Consider the following 20,694-nt stretch of genomic DNA (forward strand, 5'->3'; position numbering starts at 1 on the left):
GCAAGAGCGGCTGGACGAGCGGCGGCAGCGCGCCCTTTGCCACGACCGCGCCTCGGGGGTGCTGTATGCTGCCAGTCATGGACTGGAAAGAGAGCTGTCGCTCCCGCCTCGGCGAGCACCTCGATGCGCACGGCGATCTCGCTCCTCCATGGGAGCGCTTCCCCGACTACGAGCGCCACACGATCGGCTGGCGCATGGGCGCCGGCGAAGACTGGCTGGGGTTGTGGAGCGTCTTCCTCGAACAACTTCCCCCGGACCCCGAGGCCCGCATCGCCTACCTGCGGCGCCACCCTCCCGCGCCGATCAGCTGGGCAGACGCAGTCCACGACGTCCTGTGTCCCACGGGGCGAGGAGAGGACGACGACGACGGTGGCGACGAGGACGACCCGGCCGCGGCCGCCCGACGTCGCTCGGCGCTTCTGGAGCAGGGGCTCATCGCGTCCGACGTCTCGTACTCCATCTGGCTCGGCCAGCAGAACGATCTGCGCTCTCCGTGGGAAGGAGGCGAGACGCCCGAGAGCGCGGCCCGCTACAACACCCGCGCGTTCTGGTTCTGGTCGCGCCGGGTCGCCGAGCTCCGGAGAGGCGGCGAGTGGACACCTCCCGCCGTGCCGGAGACGTGGCGCGCCTGTGCACACGCGCTCGCGAGCGGCGACGCAGGCCCGGTCGATCCCCGCGAAGGGCTCCTCTCGCTCGCGCGCATGTTCTGCGCCGGGCAGGTGAAGGCGCCTTGGCAGCTCGGCCTGAAGCTCGCGGACTTCGCCGATTCGTTCGACGACGGCATGGGGTACGTCGACGCGTTTCGCTTGTGGGGGATGTCGGCCTTCGATGACGCCCACCACCTTCGCCGCTACCTCGAGGCCACGCGCGCGCCGCCGGGCTGGGAGGCCTGGGTCGCGGAGCAGCTCCCCTTCGACTGAAGCGAGGGCTGCCGCCGACCTGTGCCGAAAGTGAGGTGGGGCGAAAGGTATCGATGCCCGAGCGGCAGAGCCCGCCGGCGCGAGCGGCCGGGGCTCAGTCCGCGGGCGGGATGAAGAGCCCCGGACAGGGCTCGTCGCCGAAGACCCTCATGCCGAGCCGGTACATCGTGATCTTCGGGTTGGGCGCCCAGTTCCAGCTGGCCCCGGCGTACGAGTAGTCGTTCGACTGGGTGAACGCCTGCCAGCTGGACGCGTGGAACGCGATGCGGAACTGGTCGGTGGTGGTCGAGGGATCCAGCGAAACGGACGGCAGCTCCACGTCGAGGTAGTGGGTCGCGTTCGCGCACCCGCCACCGGGCACCTCATGGAAGCTCATCGTCGGCGCGCTCGTGCAACCCCAGCACTCCGCCGCCAGCGAGCCGGGCGGCTCCTGGGTGAAATAGTACCGCACCGTCGCACCCCCGAGGTACACGTTCTCGGCCCCCGTGTTGCGGACCTGGATGCCCGGCGTCACCCAGCTCGCCTGCGGCGCGTGGTCGTCGTAGAGCACCTCCAGCTGGCAGTCCGCCGGACAGGACGTTGTGCTCTCGCCGGTGCTGCAGACGCCGTCGCCGCAGGAGCAGTCGCTCGCGCACGACGCGGGGCTCTCGAGGGGGCCGCAGGCGCCGTCGCCGCAGGAGCACACGTCGGACACCGTGCGCTCGCACAGGGCCTGGGTCGCGCGGAAGGCATAGGTCGCGTCCTCGCCGCGGCAGGCGTTGTCCGCGCAGAGGAACGGGCGCACGCAGTCGCCGTCCTGCACGAAGTCCCGCTCCCCGCGCACCAGGATGCCCACGAGCTCACCCGTGTTGAGATCGAACACACCCGAGCCCGAGTTGCCCACGAACGTGTCCAGGTTGCTGACGAAGAAGTCGAGGTCCGGATCGTTGCTGCGGACCACGGCGCCGTCGGCCAGCTTGAGCGGCAGCCCGCGCGGGAAGCCGTGCACCACGAGCGGGGTGCCGACCGCGAGGGGCACGCTCGACACCCGCACCGGGGCGGGCTCTCGCCCCACGACCGGCCGGTCCAGGCGCACCACCGTGTAGTCCGCGCCGTTGCGGTCCTGGTAATACGTGATGAAATCCACGCAGCTGTAGAGGTCGTCGCTCGTGATCTGGTTGAGCGTGCCGGAGGGGGTCATCGCGTAATCGAAGACGAAGCGGCTGTCGCCGCAGTTGTTGATGCAATGCCCGGCGGTCAGCACCAGGTCGTCGTCGATCAGCGTGCCGCTGCAGTCCGCGAGCGCCGGCTGGGTGGCGAAGCGCTCGTCGGGGCACACGTCGTCGCGCCCGATCCACGTGGGCCCGGCGATCTGGATGTTGTTCGGGTCCGAGTCGTCGACCGCGGAGGCGGGGACCAGGGCCACGGTGAAGTCGAGCGCGCGCTGGGCCCACACGGGATCCGGGTACGTGAAGGGCTCCTCCCGGTCGTCCTGCCCATAGATGACCTCGGAGCGAGCCTGGCCTGCGGCCTCGTCGTCGACGGGCGCCGAGCACGCCGCGCCGGCCCCCGCGAAGATCAAGCCGGCACGAACGATCGATCTCAGTATCTTCATGATGAACTCCAGTTAATTAGTGCAAAGATCGCCGAGCGCGGAGCGGAGGGCGCCTGGCGGCTCGAACGGGCGCATCGACGCTCGACCCGACGGTGAGCACGAATCCGACGTCTGTCGAAACCTGACGCATTCAAGCGCCGCGACGCACCCGAGCTGGTCAGTCCGGGACTTTAGTTTGTGGGGCGGCGTGCTCCAATTCGTATTCGACATGGAGCTCATTCGCGCCGTGCATCGGGTTCTCCCGTAGGCGCAGGCGCGCCGTCGCGGGGACATGGTTCCTTGTCGTGGAAGGGTCATCCTTGAGGGGGTGGGCGAGCCACGAGGCCTCTCCGGTAACCTGAGGCGGACGTGGCGATGCGGCCTTGACATCCTCCAACCATTTCGGCTCTCCTCCTCGCCCTGGAGGTGGATTCAATGCGCCGTGGCCTCGTCATTCCGCTTCTCTGGTTGAGCGCGAGCGCGAGCGCGATCGCCTGCGGCGGCGGCGAGCCGCGGCCCGTTCAGCCGGCGATCTCTGGTCCCACGCAGCCTTCTCCGGCGGCCGTGCCGACCGCCCCCAGCGCGCCGATCGGGGAGAGCGTCGTGAAGGTCGACGCGGATTCACCCATGAAGACGCCTTCGGGGGCGGCGTACACGGCCCCCAAGGGCTGGACCGTGACGACGCGGGGCGACGTCGTGATCCTGGAGGACGCGAGTCGCGAGGTGTCCGTCACGTTCCTCGAGCGCAAGGAGGGCGAGGCGGGCGCCGCCATCGCCGCCGCCTGGAAGCAGGTGAAGCCGGGCTTCGCGCGGAAGGTCAAGCGCATGACCGCGCCGCCGGGGCGGCGTGGATGGGACCAGATCGCGGACGTGGATTACGAGACGACCACGGAGGAGGCGCGCGACGTCTTCGCCAGCGCCCGTCGCAAGGGCGACACCTGGTACGTGGCGCTGTTCGACGGGACGAAGGGAGGGTGGGGGAGGCGCTGGGCAGGGGCCAAGATCGCGTTCTTCAGCTTCAAGCCCGAGGGCGTCGAGGAAGAGTCCTTTCGCGGCAAGGCGGCCCACGCGCTCGACGAGGGCCGCCTGCGCGAGCTCGCGTCCTTCATCGAGGAGGGGCGGAGAGCGGCGAACGTCCCGGGAATCGCGGTGGCGATCCTCCAGGGAGGCAAGGTCGTCTTCGAGCGGGGCTTCGGCGTCAGGGAGCTCGGAAAGGAGGCGCCGGTCACGCCGGATACGTTGTTCCGGCTCGCGTCCACGACCAAGCCGCTGACGTCGCTGATGCTGGCGGTGCTCGTCGATGAGGGGAAGTTCGGCTGGGATACGCCGGTCACCCAGGTGTTCCCCGCGTTCGCGGTGGGCGACGCGGAGCTCACCAGGCGAATGACCATGCAGAACCTGCTCTGCGGGTGCACCGGCATCCCGTACGACAACCTCGGGACCGACTTCGAGTACGCCGGCGTCACCGCCGAGGACGCGCTCGCGAGGCTGAAGGATCTCGCGCCCACGACGGCCTTCGGAGAGGCCTACCAGTACTCGAACGCGCTGCTCGCCGCCGCCGGATACGTCGCGGCGCACGCCCTCTACCCGCGGAAGCCGCTGGGGCCCGCCTATTACGAGGCGATGCGAGCCAAGGTGTTCGGGCCGCTCGGGATGAAGGCGACGACGTTCGACGTGGCCGCCGTGAAGCGCGCGGAGCACGCGTCCGCGCACGACCGCTCGCCCAGCTACGACATGGCCGCGACGCCGTTCCCCGCCACCGGCTGGACAGGCCCGCTCGATCCGAGCTGGGGGGCGTGGTCGAGCGTCCGCGACCTGTCCAGGTACCTCGCGATGGAGATGGGCAAGGGCAAGACGCCGGAGGGAAGACGCGTCGTCTCGGAGGCGAACCTCGTGAAGCGCTGGGAGCCGCAGGCGAGGTCGGGCGACATGACGCGTTATGGCCTCGCGTTCGCCATCGAGACCTACCGGGGCGTCCAGGTGCTCGGCCACCCCGGCGGGGCCTGGGCCTATACCTCGGACCTCTTCTTCTTGCCCGAGCATGACGTCGGGGCGGTCATGCTCTCGAACGTCGATTCTCCAAACCCGTTCGGCGGCATCTTCCGTCGCAAGCTCTTCGAGCTGCTCTTCGACGGCCGCGACGAGGCGCGGGAGGACCTGGCCTACGCCGCGAAGACCCAGGAAGAGGACTTCCGCCGGGAGATGGGCAAGGTCGACCTCGAGCCCGACCGGGCCTGGCTCGATCGCCTCGAGGGGGCCTACGAGCACCCGTGGTTCGGCAAGGTGAGCCTCCGGGTGGAGGGGAACCGCGGCGTCTTCGACGTCGGAGAGTGGAAGAGCAGCGTCGGGAGAAAGACGGAGGAGGACGGAACGGTCAAGCTCGTGCTCACGAGCCCTCCGTGGATCGGCTGGCCCGAGCTCGTGCCGAAGGTCGTGGACGGGAAGACGACGTTGCACATGAGGGCCTGGCAGCGGAGCGTGGTGTTCGAGCCGGTGAAGAAGAAGTGAACGTGTAGCTCGGCGGAGACGCCGCGTCCGTCCCCGCGAATTCATTGGTATCCGTTGTGATTATGAAAGGCCGGTAGGAGATCGAAGCGTCGCTTCGAGCGTCCTGGACAGCGCAGGCCGCCGACCGGTCCCCAAAAAGCGCGGGCGACCGAGGACAAGCCTGGGAAGAGCTGGGGAGCGCCGCGGGTTCTACATCGACCGAGCGCCGGAGGATGACAGCCGGGCGCCTCCAAGCAAAGATCCGCTCCGCCGCGCGCGCCGCGCAGGACGCGCAGGACGCGCAGAAAGGATACCACGTGGTGCCCAAGCTTGCCCCGGTCGACCTCGCGAGCCCTGATTTCAAGCCCAATGCGTACGCCATCTATGCCCGCCTGCGAGCGGAGGAGCCCGTGCACCGCACGACGCTGCCGGACGGCAGGGTCCTCTGGCTCGTCACCCGCTACGACGACTGCGTGGCCGCGCTGAAGGACGAGCGCCTGGTGAAGGACTGGAGATCCATCGGGGTCGACCTGTTCGGCGACGACGAGGCGCGCATGCAGCTCGATCGGCACATGCTCAACACGGATCCGCCGACGCACACGCGGCTGCGGGCGATCGTGAACAAGGCGTTCACGCCGCGGCTGGTCGAGGGCTTGCGGGACCGTATCCAGGGCATCGCCGACGACCTCCTGGACCAGGTGCAGGGCCGCGGGGAGATGGACCTCGTGGCCGACTATGCCTTTCCGCTGCCGATCATCGTCATCGCCGAGCTGCTGGGCGTCCCGGTCGCGGACAGGCACCGGATCCGGGCGTGGTCGGACGCGGTGATCGGCGGCGTGCCCACCCGGGACAGGATCGATCGCGCGGCGGGGATGATCAGGGAGTTCAAGGACTACATCCTCGGGATGGTCGAGGAGCGGCGCAAGGCCCCGCGGGAGGACCTCCTGAGCGCGCTCGTGCACGTCGAGGAGGAGGGGGCCGGCAAGCTCGACGAGAAGGAGCTGCTCTCGATGGTGTTCCTGCTGCTGGTCGCGGGCCACGAGACGACGGTGAACCTCATCGCGAACGGCATGCTCGCGCTGCTCGCGCACCCGGCGGAGCGCGAGAAGCTCCGGGCGGACCCGTCGCTCATGCGGTCCGCGATCGAGGAGCTGCTCCGCTACGACAGCCCCGTCGAGACGGCGACGTTCCGGTTCGCGCGCGAGGACGTGGAGCTCGGCGGCGCGGTGATCCCGAAGGGCGACGTGGTCGTCGTCGTGCTCGGCTCCGCGAACCGGGATCCGGCGCTCACGCCGTCGCCGGAGTCGCTCGACCTCGCGCGCGAGCCGAACCGGCACATCGCGTTCGGCCTGGGCGTCCATTATTGCCTGGGCGCCCCGCTCGCCCGCCTCGAGGGGCAGATCGCCATCGGCACGATCCTGCGGCGCATGCCGAACCTCGCGCTCAAGGTGGCGCCGGAGTCGATCCAGCTCCGCCCGAGCCTCCTCGTGCGCGGGCCCGCGACGTTACCCGTCTCCTTCTAGAGCGGACCGCCCCAACCTGGGTCGGGTGCCCGGCCCTGGGTCGGGTGGCCCAACCTGGGTCGGGTAGCCCAACCTGGGTCAGGTAGCCCAACCTGGGTCAGGTGGGCGCGCCCGAGCCGTCGCTTGACAGCCGGCCTCGGTCGGTCCATAAATTGGTTGTACAACCAACCAATAAACTGTCGAGCCGGGGAGCACAGGAGCGGCAGATGCCTCGCCCTTCGAACACCGCGGAACGTCGCGCCCAGATCGCGCGCGCGCTCCTGAAGAACATGGCGGAGCGCGGCTACGAGGGGGCGTCCATCGGGGCCATCGCCGCGGCGGCGCACATCGCGCCGGGGCTGGTCCACTACCACTTCGAGAGCAAGCGGGAGATCCTGCTCGCCGCCGTCGAGCTGCTCGCGCAGGACTACGCGCACCGCATCGAGCGGCAGCTCGCCCCCGCGGCGGGCGACCCGGCCGCCGAGCTGCGCGCGTTCATCGACGCGCACCTGCGGACAGGGGAGGGGGCCGACCCGTCCGCGCTCGCCTGCTGGATCTGCGTGAGCGGCGAAGCCCTCCGGGACGCCGACGTGCGCAAGGCGTTCGCCGGAGCGCTCGAGGGCGCGGCGCAGCGGCTCGTCGCCATCGCGCGGCGCGGCGCGCGAGAGGGGGTGTTCTCCTGCGCGCGCGCGGACGTGGACGCCGCGGCCGCGGCCATCGTGGCCACCATCCAGGGGTACTTCGTCCTCGCGGCCACGGCGCGCGAGCTCATCCCGCCGGGATCGGCCGCCGACGCGACGTGGGCGATGGCGTCAGGGCTCTTCGGTCTTTCCTCCACCACCCGGGAGGCGAGCCGCTGATGCACCTTCCCCCTCGGTCCTTGCGGCGGCTCGGGCTCCTGGCGTCGCTCTACGTCTGCCAGGGGCTCCCGTTCGGCTTCTTCACCCAGGCGCTCCCCGTCCTGCTCCGCAAGCAGGGGATCTCGCTCGAAGGCATCGGGCTCTCCTCCCTGCTCGCGCTCCCGTGGGCCCTCAAGTTCCTCTGGGCGCCGCTCGTCGATCGCTTCTTCTTCCCCCGGCTCGGGCGCCGCCGCTCGTGGCTCCTCCCGTTGCAAGGGCTGATGACGGTGGCGCTCGGGCTCGCGGCGCTGCGGGATCCGCGCGAGGGTCTTTCCCCGGTGCTCGTCGCGGTGCTGGTGGTCAACCTGTTCTCGGCGACCCAGGACATCGCCACGGACGGCCTCGCGGTCGACCTCCTGGAGCCCGGCGAGCGGGGCTGGGCCAACGGCATCCAGGTGGCCGGCTACCGGGCCGGCATGATCGTCGGCGGCGGGGCGCTGCTCGTCCTCTTCGACCGGCTGGGCTGGGGGCTCACCCTCGCGGCCATGGCGCTCGCCATCGCGCTCCTGAGCGTGCCCACGCTGCTCGCGCGTGAGGCGGAGCGCCCGGGCGAGGGGGCCCAGGCCGCCTCGGTCGGCGCGATCGCCGCCTCGTTCTGGAAGCGCCCTCGGGCGGCGCAGGCGCTCGCGCTCATCGTCGTGTACAAGCTCGGCGACGCCTTCGCGGTGGGCATGCTGCGGCCGTTCCTCTCGGATCTCGGCCTCTCCCTCTCGGACATCGGGTGGCTCCTCGGGACGGTGGGCTTCGTGGCGGGGCTGCTCGGCGCGCTGGCCGGCGGCGCGCTGGTGCTGCGCCTCGGACGGCGCGCGTCGCTCGTCGGCTTCGGCGCGCTCCAGATGGTGAGCGTGATCGGGTATGTGTACGTCGCCCGCGCAGCGCCTGGGGTGCCGCTCCTTTCGGCGCTCTGCGCCTTCGAGCACTTCGCCGGAGGGATGGCCACCGCGGCGCTCTTCACGTGCATGATGGACTGGACCACTCGAGAGAGCGCCGCCACGGATTACACCATCCAGGCGAGCGCGATGGTGATCGCCACGGGGCTCGCCGCGGCCGCCAGCGGCTTCTCGGCGGGGCGGCTCGGGTATCCGCTCCACTTCACGCTGGCGGCTGGCCTGGCCGCGCTCTCGCCGGTCGCGGCGTATGGGCTCTTTCCGAGAGCGCGCGCCCCCGGGAAGATCGCGCTCGAGGCGGCCGCGTAGGCGCGCGGGGGACATGGAGGCTGAATTGGTCGAACCTCGGCTGCGGCCCGTCGGCGTGATCGAGTCCGTGCTCAAAGAGCGCAGCGGAGCCCCCAAACAAGGCTCGGAGGGGGCTCCCGATGCCTGGATCGAGGTGCACCCGTGGGCGGCGGAAGCGCTGGAGGGCCTTGCCGTCGGCGACGAGATCATCGTCATCACGTGGCTTCACCAGGGACGCCGCGACGTGCTCCAGGTCCACCCACGGTCCGATCCGAGCAATCCGCTCACGGGGGTCTTCGCGACGCGATCTCCGGACAGACCGAACCCGCTCGGACTTCACCCCGTCGTCGTCCGCGCCATCGACGGGAACCGCCTGCTTATAGGGCCCATCGAGGCGATCGACGGAACGCCGGTCGTCGACATCAAGCCAGCGCTGAGATGAAGGGCCGCGGCGCTCGCGCGCGGCGTTTTCCTACACGAACCGTACCTGGGCGGACCAACGGAGCGAGACTGCCTGAAACAGCGGAGGTCTCGAGCCGCCAAGGCGCCAAGGACGCCAAGGACGCCAAGAAGAGAGCACGAATCGGGCGACGTTAACGCCTTGGTCCTCGCTCCTCGCGGCGTGGCCGAGGGCGAGCCGGCGCCGGGGCTCGCTGGGCGGGGTGGGCAGCGCGCACAGCGTCGGCGGGAGCGACGGACAGGGCGCCCCATGGTAGCTTCGGTGGCCGGTGCGCGGTCGGGACTCCCTCTCTCTGCTCGCTGCATTCCTCCTCCACGCGGGAGGCGTCGTCGCTGCGCGTGTGCTCGTGCCGCAGGTCGCCGACGAGCGCGCGCGGACCGGCGCGGTCGAAAGGATCGATCCGGTCCTGCTGCTGGATGTGGACGTGTCGCCAGACACGCCCAGCGCGCCGGAAGAGCTGCCGATCGAGCCGCCCCAGGCCCTCGCCCGGACGCGGGGCACCGGCCTCGGCTCGTCGCGCCTCGCGCGGACAGGGCGCGCGGCTGCGCGCCCGCCGACGCTGCCCGAGGCGCCTTCGGCGCAGGCCCCGAGCCCCGGACCGGCGACCCGCGAGGAGGCGCCGCCGGACCCGGACGCCTACGGCGCTCCTCCCCCCGCCGCGACCTCGCCGGGCCTCGGCGGCGTGCCGGTCTGGGCAATGCCAGGCGTCTTGCCGACGGCGCCCCCGGCGGGCTCCCTCGCCCCCGTGCGCCCCCTCGCGCCCGTGCGCCCCGCCCCGCCGCGCTCCGCGAGAGCGCCCATCGTCGTCTTCCCCGCGGCGGGCACGCTCGCCTCGGCCGTCGCGGACGAGGTGATGTCGTCCGTCGCGCCGAACGTCTCCGAGAGCTCGTTCGAGCTCACCCTGAACGCGAAAGGCCAGCTGGTCTCGGTGCGCTTCCTCGAGGCGGACACGGGGGACGGCGACGAATGGCGGCGCGTCGCCCAGGCCGTGCTGAAGCGCTTCTCCGGGATCACGCTGCCGATGAACGGGGATTTCGCGGCCGGGGGCAAGGTCACCGTCCACGTGAGCAGCCGGGTCGTCATGCCGGACGGGACGGAGCACGGCATACCGAAGCCGATGATGAAGCACGACGCCGGCAAGTCGATCGTCCGCGAAGACTCGCTGGACGATCGCTTCCGTTTGCCTCAGCTCGCGCCTGCCCCTGGCGAGAAGAAGCCCATGCTGGCATTCCTCGTCGATCTCGCGAACATCGGCGCGCAGCGCCGGAGGGTGGTCAGCGCGCGGTTCAACGCTGCGCCCGTCGCGTCGCCATGACGCCCCGGCGCGCGGCGATCACGGCAGGACGCGCACGAGACCCCATTGCCCGCCGGCGAGCTCGACGCTGTTCTGCTCGTTGTACAGGCGGTCGCCCGGGACCGCGAACCGGCCACCCGCCCTGTAGAACGGGTTGATGTTCCAGGCGGTCATCGGGCCGATCCCGCTCTGCACGCCGATGGCGAACGACGTCGGGTTCTCGCCCATGGCCCGCGACGCCGAGCCCAGCGCCCACGGGTTGTGGGGCCACTCGTTGCCCCAGAGGCTGAACGCGAGCTGCCGGCGGTGCCCCGAGGGGAAGAGCACACGCACGCGCAGCTTGTCCCAGAGCCCCACCTCGAACACCGGGGTCGCCGGATCGCCGTGCGCCGCCGAGCTGAAGACCTCGCTCTGGTCGAGCTCGACCAGGCTGCCGAGGCGCGTCTCCGGCCGCACGCCGAGCCGCGCCCAGATCGGCTCGGTGCGGTAATTGAAGGCCTCCTGGCCGGAGACGTCCCAGTCGATCTCGCTCCCGAGGTTCGCGAGCGCGGTGCCGCAGTTCCACGAGGGATCCGCGCACTGGAACCGCTCGTCGTCGGTGTGCAGGCCGACCTCGGCCTGATAGACGAGCACGAGCTCGCGGAACCACCGCGCGCCGCGGCCCTCGCCCCCGTAAGCCACCCAGGCCTGCGCGTGCCGGCCCGGCTTCTCGTACCAGACGGCCCCCTCGGGCTCGACGACGAGCGCGCCGATCGCGCCGTGCATCCCGTGGTTCACCACGTCCGCCATGTCCTTCAGGTTGACGGCGCCGAGCTCGAGCGGACGCCACGCGACGCCGTCGGGCCCCGAAGTGACCTCGCCCGCATACCACGTGTAGGTCCGCCGCTGCCCCGGCGGGACCGTCTGCGGGGGATTGCGGCCGACGTTCGCGCCGTCGCTCGTGGACACGTCGTACGCCACGAGCTGCGGGTGCAGCGCGACATGGTTCGACGGCCTCACCTGGTTCGTGTTGAACCCGTCGACGATCGGGGGGTTATAGTTCCAGTGGGGCGTCTTCGGCAGCGCCTCGGGCAGATCGTTCACGAGCGTGACCTCGATGCAATCGCCGGCCGCCGCGCGCAGGAGGAGCGGCTCGGGCCGCAGCTTGCCCGCCCGCAGGGCGCCGAGATCTTCCTCGCGGACGAACAGGAGGGCGTCCGGATCGTAGAACCCGAACTCCTCGTTGTAGGTGAGCCGATCGCCCGGCAGGTTGCCGCGCGCCGTGATCGCGTGGACCACGTAGCGCCGCACCTCCGCGTCCGGCGGGCACACCGGCGCCGGGGTCGCGCCGGCGCGCTCCGGCGCGCCGCCGGGGAGCGGCAGCAGATCCGGCACCCTCTCGCCGTGAACGCGCAGGAGGCCCCACATGCCGTCCCACAGATCGTCCGTGGCCGCGCTCTGGTAGAGGTAGTCGACCTCGCCGGCGGGCGCCGCCCCGGACACCACGTCGTCCGTGAGCTCGAGGTCCATCTTCTCCGAGACACCGATGGGCTGCCCGTTGACATACCCGCTGTCCGGGCTCGCGCTCTCCCTCAGCCATTTCCTCCCGTGGATGGAGAAGACATGCTGCTCCGCCTGCGCGGCGTGGACGAGCCGCACCTTCGTGTGGTCTCCCCGATAGGCGCGGAGCAGCGGCGTGGCGGGATCCCCGTGCACGCGGGAGCTGAACACGTCGTGCATCTCCCCCGCTTCCCCCGCCTTCTGGGCGACCTCGTCGGATGCGCACCGGCGCTCGGCGATGCGCAAGGGAATGGGCTCGTTGCGGTAGTTGACGAGCTGCGTCCCCGGATCGCGCCACGAGATCACCTCGCGGAGGCGCGCGTCGGGCGGGTGGACGATGGCGAGCGGGAGCGGCGCCCGCACGAACGTCGGAGGGTTCACCGGGCGCCCGCACTCGTCGTAGACCAGCGAGTAGTCGGCGAGCATGAGGTTGAACTCGCGGAACGGCCGCCGCGGATCGCCGGGCGGGAAGAGGATGTCGGCGCGGTAGCTCGTCGGCCCCCCGTCGCTGCGCTCGCCGAGGCGCGCGCCCGTCTCCGGGTCCCGCCAGGTGGAGCCCGCGGGCTCGACGACCAGGCCCGCATAGAGGCCGTGGTGCTGGTGCGACGAGGGCGAGAAATGGTCGTGCGTGAAGGCGGTGCTCAGGGCGCGATCCCTCCCGTGCGTCTGCACGATCGGATCGGCCCAGAAGCGCTGCGTGGTGATCTGCGCCCCGCGCGGCGCGCCGTCCAGGGTGGGGTGCTCCTCCGCGGCGAGGCGGACCCGGCGGCCCGCCTCCTCGAGCGTGCCGTCGGCGGCGAGCGCGCCGCCGAGCGCGTTGGCCGCGCCGATGCGCTCCAGCACCTCGTCCGCGGTGAACGTCCCGTCCTCGTAATTGAAGCCGTTCGCCCCGCCGTCCGAGGCGATGACATCGTATTTCACGAGGTGGATGTGCTGGCCGGTGGTGTCGGTGGGCACGAACATCTGGAAGTCGTCGGCCTGGAGCGCCGACGGGAGGAGGTTCGTCGCGTGGAAGACGACGCAATCCCCGGAGCGGGCGCGGAGGAAGAGCGGCTCCGGCGCCTTCGCGCCGTCGCGCGTCGCGTGGTAGTCGCCCTCGAGGATCGTCGTGCGCAGCTGCGCGTCGTGCCAGCCGGCGCCGTTCACGACGCCGTCGAGCTGCACGTATGCCGCGCGGTAGGTGCGCGTCGGCGAGCGGCTCGGGCAGGGGTCCGCGTAGACCGCGCCGGGCGCGGGGGGCCGGCCGTTCACGAGGAACAGCGCGGCGTCACCCTCCGGGGTGAACGCCGGGTAGCCGCGGACAGGGTAGCCGTAGCGCTCGGGGGCGCGCACGGCGCCCGGGAGCTGCCCCGCGTGGAACGCCATGGCGGCCGACTCGGCGCGGGTTCCGTCCGGCGGCAGGAGCTTGAGGTTGGCCCGGTGGATCTGCACGTCGAACTCGCCCCGCGCGCCGAGCTCGACGCCCTCCGCCGGCACGCTCGTGACGACGTGGCGCGGGAGCCCGCCGTCGTGCTCCATGTCGCGGGGCGGCTGCGACGCCCGGTGCCCGGCCAGCGCGGCGATGTAGAAGGGATACCCGGGCATGGCCTCGCGGATCACCCGCCTGCCGCCGGGGAGCTCGACCCGCGTCGGCGCGTAGGTCGGCATCGGGGCCATCGCGCGGCCGGGGAGCGGCACCACCGCGGGCGTGGGGGTGCCGGCCGCGAGCTCGCCGTCCGGCAGGGCGCGGTCCGGCGTGCCGGCCTCGAAGACGTCGTGGACGCGGAAGATCCCCCACATCCCCTGCGCGAAATGGGGATAGAGGTGGCAGTGGAAGATGGAGTCCCCGGGGGTCAGGTGACGGTTGCCGGCGCCATAACGGAGCTGGTAGGTGAACGCCGCGCCGGGGCCGATGGTCTGTGAATCGATGTAGTCGCTGTCCTCGTCGTCCGGCGTCCGCAGCCACTGGTGGGCGTGGAGGTGGAAGACGTGCGTCTCCCGCGGCCCGGCGTGGACGTTCCGGAACCAGACGGGATCCCCGAGGTAGGCGTGATGCACGTTGGAGGGGTCGTCCGGGTAGAGGGCCCTCACGGCGTTGCCCAGCTCGTCCCGCTCGATGTTCAGCGCCGGGTCGCCGTTCGCCCAGGAGCTCAGGAAGAACTCCTCGAACTTGCACTCGGCGCACGCCCTCGTGGGCCCGATGCGCCTGCGGTTGGCGAGGACCGCCGCGCCCAGGCTGGCGGCGCCGTAGTTGACGCCGAACCCGCTGCGCACGCTGTGGAAGGCCGTGTCGCGGTTGAGCTCGGGGAAGGCGTTGACGGCGCCGAGGTCGTCGTGGAACACGGCCGTGATCTCACGAAACGCGGCGTCGCGCGACCAGGGGGCGTCGCCGTACCCGGCGATGATGGCGTTGACGTCGCCGTGCACGATCTCCCCGGCGTCGTTCGTGATGCGGAGGATCGGCTCGCCGTCCGCGCCGATCGCCTCGTAATCGAGGCGCGGCGTCCCGTCCGGGTTCCGTTCGAGGCTCGCGGCGGCGAGCTCGGCGGCGGTGACCTGCGATCGGTAGGCGACCGCGCCGCGGGGCTCGACGTGGACGGCGCCGAAAAGCGCCGAGAAGGCCTGTCGGATCGGCGGCCCCGGGGCGTCGCCGCCCGCCATGGCGCCGGCGCTGTGCATGAGGAACGTGCCCTCGCGGTCGGCGAAGAGCCGGTAAGTCCGCGTCTCTCCTGGGGCGGCGAGGGAGCTCGGGTTCCGCCCGACGTTGCCGCCGAGCGACTCGATGTCCCGGATCTGGAGCCCGGCCACGTGGATGGAAGCGTCCCGGGTGAGCGGGGCGCGCTCCGGGAGGGGCTCGCCCGGCGGCGTGAGCCAGTTGGTGAAGGTGATGTCGAGCGCGTCGCCGACGTTGACCCGGAGGACGAGCGGCCTCGGACGTTTGCCCGGGCGCAGCATGGCGTTGCCTGGGCCGATGGGCCGCTCCGGGTCGGCGGCCACGACGTCCCGCCGGAGGGCGTAGATCATCCCTGCCGGGTTGAAGGCGCCGAACCGCTCATAGACGTACACCTGGTCGATGGCGACGACGTGGGCGAAGACGGTGTTGCCCGACGGGTACTCGGCCCGCTCGGCGTCCACCGCCTCTCCGGCGGGCTCCTCGCCCTGCTCCGTGCCCGACCCGGAGCCCGCGCAGCCGATGGCGGCGGCCGCCGCCGCGCCGCAGAGCACCTTGAACAGCCTGGTCAGCACTTGCGCCTCCTCGCCTCGACAAACGACGTCGACAGCCGCCCGCGGCGCATGGGCGCGCCCCGGACGTCGTCAAAGGTCGAGGCCCTGGCGAGCACCGGTTACCGGGTGCCCTCCGCAATGAGCCGAATCCAGGCTTGTCGACAACACCGCTCCTGTCAAGGTTGCCATGGGACATCGCCTGTGGTCGATTGACCGCAATACAGGCTGTTCGGGTCGAACCTTCGGCAGCGCCGGCGGCCGCCGCGGCGAGGGCACGCACACCGGCCGGCCGCCCCTCGATCACACCACACCCCCTCGCGCGAGCCCGCGCACCCTGTATCCGATCCACGGAGGCGTGGATGCGGGCCGGGCCTCAGGCTGCTGCCTTGTGTCCTCTACGTCTTGTGATCGGAGGAGATTCGATCTACCGTGCACGCCGCGCTCGACGGGAGGCTGGGGGGGCGCAGGGGAGCGACGCATCGGCGGCGTGACGGCGCCGCGGATGGGCGCCGCGGATGGGCGCCGAGGATCGTCAACGGATCTCAAGGAGGGAGCAGCGCATGGATCGCCTTTCGTCGGACATCGAAGAGATCGCTGGTGAATACGACGTTGTCGTCGTCGGCTCGGGCTACGGAGGCGCGATCATGGCGTCCCGGCTGGCGCGCGCCGGCCTGAAGGTCTGCGTGCTCGAGCGCGGGCGGGAGCGGCAGCCGGGCGAGTACCCGAACACCGCGCTGGAGGCCCTCGAGGAGATGCAGATGAACCTGCCGGTCGTGGGCCACGAGGGCTCGCGCACGGGGCTGTTCGATCTGCACGTCAACGAGGACATCGGCGTGCTCGTCGGCTGCGGCCTCGGCGGCACCTCCCTCATCAACGCGAACGTCTCGATCCGCGCCGAGCCGCGCGTCTTCGACGACCCGCGCTGGCCCGCCGATCTCCGCGGCGAGCACATGGAGCACCTGAACACCGGCTACATGCTCGCCGAGCGGATGCTCTCGCCGAAGCCCTACCCCGAGAGCTACCCTCCGCTGCCCAAGATGACGGCGCTCCAGCGCTCGGCGGAGGTGATGGGGCAGCCCTTCCGGCGCCTCGACATCAACGTGACCTTCGAGGACGGCATCAACGCCGCCGGCGTCGCGCAGAAGGCCTGCAACAACTGCGGCGACTGCGTCTCGGGATGCAACGTCGGCGCGAAGAACACCGTGCTCATGAACTACCTGCCCGACGCCAAGCGCCACGGCGCCGCCGTCTTCGTCGAGACGAGCGTGCGCCACGTCGAGCGCCGCAGCGACGGCAAATGGAACGTCCACTACCAGGTGCTCGACGTCGGCCGCGAGGCGTTCGACGCGCCGACGCTGACCGTCGCCGCCAAGATCGTCGTCCTCTCCGCCGGGACGCTGGGATCCACCGAGATCCTGCTCCGATCGAAGGAGCTCGGACTACCGATCTCCGACATGATCGGCAAGGGGTTCAGCGGCAACGGCGACATGCTCGGGTTCGGCTACAACTGTACCCCGGCGCTCGACGGCATCGGCTTCGGGCACCACGCGGCCGGGGCGATGGGGCCCGTCGGGCCGTGCATCACCAGCGTCATCGACATGCGCAACCAGTCGAGCCTGGCGGACGACATCATCATCGAAGAGGGGTCGATCCCGGGCGCGCTCGCGCCGCTCTTGCCGGTCGTGTTCCAGATGGTCGCCCCGGGGGGGCAGAACACCGCCCCCCAGAACGTCCTCTTCCAGGGGCTGCGCGAGGCCGAGTCGCTCCTCCGCGGGCCTTACTACGGGGCCACGATGCACACGCAGACGTACCTCGTGATGGGGCACGAGGCGAACAGCGGCACGATGAAGCTGGAGCGCGATCAGCTGCGGATCGACTGGCCCAAGGTGGGCATGGAGCCGATCTTCGAGGAGATGAACCGGCGCCTCGTGAGCACGACGGCGGCGCTCGAGGGGATCTCGATCAAGGACCCGATCTGGTCCCAGAAGATCGGCGACAAGCTGATCACCGTGCACCCGCTCGGCGGCTGCATGATGGCCGACTCGGCCGAGTCGGGCGTCGTCGACCACAAGGGCACGGTGTTCGCGTCGACCAAGGGCGCCGCGGTCCACGAGGGGCTCTACGTCTGCGACGGCTCGATCATCCCCGTCTCGCTCGGCGTCAACCCGCTGCTCACGATCTCCGCGCTGGCGGAGCGCTGCGCGATCCACCTCGCCCGCGACCGCGGCCTCCGCATCGATTACTCCGACAAGGGCCCGATCAAGCCCCAGCCCCAGGCGCGGAGGCCCGGGATCCGCTTCACCGAGACGATGAAGGGGTATTTCTCGAAGGCGGTCGACAGCGATTTCGAGACCGCCGCCGCGCTGGGCAAGCAGGAGGACTCGAGCTTCAAGTTCATCCTCACGATCGTGTCGGAGGACGTCGACGCGATGATCGCGAGCCCGGAGCACGCGGCCCGCACCCTCGGGACCGTGGACGCTCCCACGCTCTCGGGGCGGCCGCTGACGGTGACGCACGGGACGTTCAACCTCTTCGTGCAGGACCCGAACGCCGCGGACACCCGGCTCATGAAGTACTCGATGCGGCTTGCCTCGGAGGAGGGGCGCTCGTTCTATTTCTACGGCTTCAAGGTGATCAAGGATCGCCCGATCTGGGACGTGTGGCACGACACGACCACGCTCTACATCACCATTCACGAGGGCGAGGACGACAAGGGCCCGGCGATCGGCAAGGGCATCCTCCAGATCGCGCCGGAGGACTTCATCCGCCAGCTCGGGACGCTGGACGTCACGAACGCGAAGGACGCCGAGGAGCGCCTCGCCACGACGGTGAAGTTCGGGCGCTTCTTCGCGGGCGTGGTCTACGACTATTACGGCGGCGTCGCGGCGCCGCTCGAGTACGCCGACTCGAACCCCCCTCCCCAGAAGCGCAGGCCGCTGCGCGTGCCGGGCCCGAGCTTGCACCCGTTCAAGACGGGCGACGGCGTCGATCTGCTCCTGACGCGGTATCAGGGCGGATCGAAGGGGCCGGTGATGCTCGCGCACGGGCTCGGCGTCTCGAGCCGTATCTTCTCGACGGACACCATCGAGACGAACCTGCTCGAGCACCTCGTGGCCCACGGCTACGACGTCTGGCTCCTCGACTTCCGGTCGAGCGTGCTGCTCCCCGCGTCGAAGACGCAGTACACGGCCGATCAGATCGCGCGGGGCGATTACCCTGCCGCGGTGGCGAAGGTGCGTGAGGTGACGGGCGCGGCGGGCGTGCAGGTCGTCGCCCACTGTTACGGCGCGACGACGTTCACGATGGCGATGCTCGCCGGGCTCGAGGGCGTCCGCTCGGCGGTGATCTCGCAGATCTCGACGCACCTGGTCACGCCCGAGCTGGTGCACCTGAAGGCGGGTCTACACGCGCCGAGCGTGCTCGATGCGCTCGGCGTCAGGTCGCTCACGACGAACGCCTCCTCGCACGAGGGGTTCCTCTCGAGCCTCTACGATCGCGCGCTCGAGCTCTACCCCGTCGGGGCCGACGAGCGCTGCGACAGCGCGGTGTGCCACCGGATCTCGTTCATGTACTCGCTGCTCTACGAGCATGCGCAGCTGAACCACGCCACGCACGAGCGGCTCTACGAGCTCTTCGGCGAGGCGACGATGCGCGCGTTCGAGGGGCTGGCGCTGATGACCCGCGAGGGCCACGTGGTCGACGCCGAGGGGCGGGACGTCTACCTGCCGCACCTCGATCGGATGGCGATCCCGATCCGGTTCATCCACGGCGCGGAGAACCAGTGCTTCCTGCCGGAGAGCACCGAGAAGACAGTCGAGGCGCTCTCGGCGAGGAACGGCGCGGCGCTCTACTCGCGAAAGGTCATCCCCGGGTACGGCCACATCGACTGCATCTTCGGGAAGAGCGCGTCGACCGACGTCTACCCCTTCATCGTCGAGCACCTCGAGCGGACCTGAACCCGGGCGACCGGCGACCCGACCCGGGTTGGGCGACCGGCGACCCGACCCAGGTTGGGCGACCCGACCCAGGTTGAGCGATCCGACCCAGGTTGAGCCGAGTCTCTTCGGCCCTACCGCATTTTTCCGTTCATGCAGCGTCCCGTCGCCCTATCCTGGAGAATTGGCAAGGTACCCCCACGGATGGAAAACGCTCCGCTGCAGGTCCCACCAGGCTCTCGTTGCACCCATCCACATCCCGGAGCGCGCCCGCCACGAAGCGTCGCAATCTGTCACACGCGTGCGCTGGCTGCGTGGACGCCCGCCGGCGCAGACACGCGCGATCTCCGGCACAGATCCCCTCCGCGCCTTCGCGGAAGCGACCCGCCGCGACCTGGCATGGTCGGTGCTTGAACATAACTCCTGGTAGCGCGCTCGCGATGCAATGCTGCGTAGCGGGCGACGCGTGAGGCCGCCATCAGACATCCAGGCGAGCCGTGATGGAGGAAATCAGCATGCAAAAGTGTCTCTGGGCATCTTTGGCCGCGTCGATCTTCGTGTTGGGTGCCGTCGGCTGTGACGACGCTTCGGATGCGGTGGGCGACGTCCTGCCGGGCGAGCAGTCGCGCGAGGCGCGCATCGAGCAAATCTCCGAGGCGGCGTGTGAGCGTTACGGCGACACCGAGGCGGGCTGCCCCGGTTACGGCACCGGCGAGGACCAGACCTACGCGACGGAAGAGGACTGCGAGCGCGACTTCGCGGACCGCGCGGGCGAGCTCTGGCCTGCCGCCGAGTGCGGCGCGGGACAGATCAACGACAGCAAGTACGAGGTCTGCGAGGAGCGCGCGAAGGCGGCCGCCTGCTCGGAGGGCTTCTTCGATGCCATCGCCGCGCTGAGCGAGTGCAGCGCCGAGAACGTCTGCACGGATCCCGCCGACGAGTGACCCCCACCGCTCGTCTGGAACGCGCGGCCTACGGCGCCGGCTCCAGAGCGGGCGCCGGGAACTCGGCCCGGAAATCGGACAGGCGAACGGCGAACACGACGCGCCCTCCCTCGATGCGGGGCATCCGCTCGGGGGAGGTGCGCGCGTCGAGCAGGCGCGCGTAACGAACGCGGCCGCGGGCGGTCGGCGTGCAGAGGTAGTCGCGCCCCTCCCGGTGGTGCACCAGCGTCCTCAGGGCCGCGGGCACGAGCGCGGCCGACGCGGGCAGGGCCGGGCCCGCGGCCGCGAAGCGCAGGTCGGCGAAGACGTCGCCGCCCTGCGAGACGCGGAAGCGCTCGCTGCCGTCGGCCTCGCGCGCGATCTCGAAATCGGCCAGCTCCTTTGGGATGCCCCAGTTGATCTGGCCATTGACCACGCTGTCCCACGAGCTGACGTAGATCTTGCTGATCGACCAGCACAGGCCGCGGCGGGTCCGGAAGCGCCCGGGGATGAACAGGAGCTCGCGGTAGGGGCCCACGTCCGAGGACGTGTAGTCGATCGCCATCAAGAGGCTATAGCGGCCCTCGAAGCGACCGCGGAGCGCCTCCGGGATGAAGGCCTGCTCGCGGAGCAGCGCCGGGGAAAGCTCGAGCATCACGATGTACGCGTCGCCGGTCAACGTCCACGGCGCGGGGGCCCTCGGCACGTCAGGGGGAGTCTGGCTCATGCGGTGTTGCTGAGCCTACCATGCTGCTGCCGCGCGGAGAGCGCGAGCTGGTCGGC

The 20,694-nt window shown here is 70.7% G+C and carries 12 protein-coding genes; 9 read left to right on the forward strand and 3 right to left on the reverse strand.

All coding sequences use genetic code 11. The annotated features are described in order from the left end of the window. Nucleotides 1-77: 77 nt before the first annotated feature. Nucleotides 78-920 carry a hypothetical protein gene (locus tag WMF43_RS05205; protein ID WP_437677877.1) on the forward strand — a complete coding sequence of 281 codons (843 nt, stop codon included), beginning with the start codon at nucleotides 78-80 and terminating at the stop codon, nucleotides 918-920. Between the two features lie 94 nt (nucleotides 921-1,014). Here the strand turns inward: WMF43_RS05205 and WMF43_RS05210 are convergent, their stop codons facing one another. After that, nucleotides 1,015-2,514 carry a trypsin-like peptidase domain-containing protein gene (locus WMF43_RS05210; protein WP_437677878.1) on the reverse strand — a complete coding sequence of 500 codons (1,500 nt, stop codon included), beginning with the start codon at nucleotides 2,512-2,514 and terminating at the stop codon, nucleotides 1,015-1,017. A gap of 606 nt (nucleotides 2,515-3,120) precedes the next feature. Between WMF43_RS05210 and WMF43_RS05215 the strand changes: the two genes are divergently transcribed. The 6 genes from WMF43_RS05215 (at nucleotide 3,121) to WMF43_RS05240 (ending at nucleotide 10,331) form a co-directional block, all read left to right on the forward strand. Continuing rightward, entirely contained in the window at nucleotides 3,121-5,001 is a 1,881-nt protein-coding gene (locus WMF43_RS05215; protein ID WP_437677880.1) for a serine hydrolase domain-containing protein, read from the forward strand. Nucleotides 5,002-5,300: 299 nt separating this feature from the next. Beyond that, a complete protein-coding gene (locus tag WMF43_RS05220) occupies nucleotides 5,301-6,503 on the forward strand; it encodes a cytochrome P450 family protein (protein ID WP_437677882.1) in 1,203 nt (400 codons plus the stop codon). A gap of 206 nt (nucleotides 6,504-6,709) precedes the next feature. Continuing rightward, complete coding sequence (locus WMF43_RS05225) at nucleotides 6,710-7,342, forward strand: TetR/AcrR family transcriptional regulator (RefSeq protein ID WP_437677884.1); 633 nt, start codon at nucleotides 6,710-6,712, stop codon at nucleotides 7,340-7,342. Further along, nucleotides 7,342-8,577: an MFS transporter gene (locus WMF43_RS05230; RefSeq protein ID WP_437677886.1), complete on the forward strand. Its 1,236-nt coding sequence runs from the start codon at nucleotides 7,342-7,344 to the stop codon at nucleotides 8,575-8,577. The genes WMF43_RS05225 and WMF43_RS05230 overlap by 1 nt, the downstream gene beginning before the upstream one ends. A gap of 13 nt (nucleotides 8,578-8,590) precedes the next feature. Then, nucleotides 8,591-8,998: a tRNA (N6-threonylcarbamoyladenosine(37)-N6)-methyltransferase TrmO gene (gene tsaA / locus WMF43_RS05235; RefSeq protein ID WP_437677888.1), complete on the forward strand. Its 408-nt coding sequence runs from the start codon at nucleotides 8,591-8,593 to the stop codon at nucleotides 8,996-8,998. 286 nt (nucleotides 8,999-9,284) lie between these two features. After that, nucleotides 9,285-10,331 carry a hypothetical protein gene (locus WMF43_RS05240; protein WP_437677890.1) on the forward strand — a complete coding sequence of 349 codons (1,047 nt, stop codon included), beginning with the start codon at nucleotides 9,285-9,287 and terminating at the stop codon, nucleotides 10,329-10,331. An 18-nt stretch (nucleotides 10,332-10,349) separates the two neighbouring features. Here WMF43_RS05240 and WMF43_RS05245 read toward each other — a convergent pair whose 3' ends face one another. Continuing rightward, nucleotides 10,350-15,074 (reverse strand): copper oxidase, encoded by a 4,725-nt coding sequence (locus tag WMF43_RS05245; protein ID WP_437677892.1) that lies wholly within the window; start codon nucleotides 15,072-15,074, stop codon nucleotides 10,350-10,352. A gap of 539 nt (nucleotides 15,075-15,613) precedes the next feature. Here WMF43_RS05245 and WMF43_RS05250 point away from each other — a divergent pair. Further along, nucleotides 15,614-19,009, forward strand: coding sequence for a GMC family oxidoreductase N-terminal domain-containing protein (locus WMF43_RS05250; RefSeq protein WP_437677894.1), 3,396 nt, complete (start codon nucleotides 15,614-15,616; stop codon nucleotides 19,007-19,009). Nucleotides 19,010-19,503: 494 nt separating this feature from the next. Then, nucleotides 19,504-19,932: a DUF6184 family natural product biosynthesis lipoprotein gene (locus WMF43_RS05255; RefSeq protein ID WP_437677896.1), complete on the forward strand. Its 429-nt coding sequence runs from the start codon at nucleotides 19,504-19,506 to the stop codon at nucleotides 19,930-19,932. Between the two features lie 28 nt (nucleotides 19,933-19,960). On the opposite strand, the gene WMF43_RS05260 is transcribed toward WMF43_RS05255, so the two are convergent. After that, the gene (locus WMF43_RS05260) at nucleotides 19,961-20,638 is read right to left on the reverse strand and encodes an acetoacetate decarboxylase family protein (protein WP_437677897.1); all 678 of its coding nucleotides are present in this window, start codon (nucleotides 20,636-20,638) and stop codon (nucleotides 19,961-19,963) included. Nucleotides 20,639-20,694: the final 56 nt, after the last annotated feature.

This window comes from Sorangium sp. So ce131 (assembly GCF_051519095.1).
GTDB lineage: Bacteria > Myxococcota_A > Polyangia > Polyangiales > Polyangiaceae > Sorangium.

Bases quoted from the DNA above. Each gene is read 5' to 3' on its own strand.
- WMF43_RS05210 (WP_437677878.1), bottom strand. From the start codon at position 2,514: ATGAAGATACTGAGATCGATCGTTCGTGCCGGCTTGATCTTCGCGGGG.
- WMF43_RS05260 (WP_437677897.1), bottom strand. From the start codon at position 20,638: ATGAGCCAGACTCCCCCTGACGTGCCGAGGGCCCCCGCGCCGTGGACG.
- WMF43_RS05215 (WP_437677880.1), top strand. From the start codon at position 3,121: ATGAAGACGCCTTCGGGGGCGGCGTACACGGCCCCCAAGGGCTGGACC.
- WMF43_RS05250 (WP_437677894.1), top strand. From the start codon at position 15,614: ATGGATCGCCTTTCGTCGGACATCGAAGAGATCGCTGGTGAATACGAC.
- WMF43_RS05205 (WP_437677877.1), top strand. From the start codon at position 78: ATGGACTGGAAAGAGAGCTGTCGCTCCCGCCTCGGCGAGCACCTCGAT.
- WMF43_RS05255 (WP_437677896.1), top strand. From the start codon at position 19,504: ATGCAAAAGTGTCTCTGGGCATCTTTGGCCGCGTCGATCTTCGTGTTG.
- tsaA (WP_437677888.1), top strand. From the start codon at position 8,591: ATGGAGGCTGAATTGGTCGAACCTCGGCTGCGGCCCGTCGGCGTGATC.
- WMF43_RS05230 (WP_437677886.1), top strand. From the start codon at position 7,342: ATGCACCTTCCCCCTCGGTCCTTGCGGCGGCTCGGGCTCCTGGCGTCG.
- WMF43_RS05225 (WP_437677884.1), top strand. From the start codon at position 6,710: ATGCCTCGCCCTTCGAACACCGCGGAACGTCGCGCCCAGATCGCGCGC.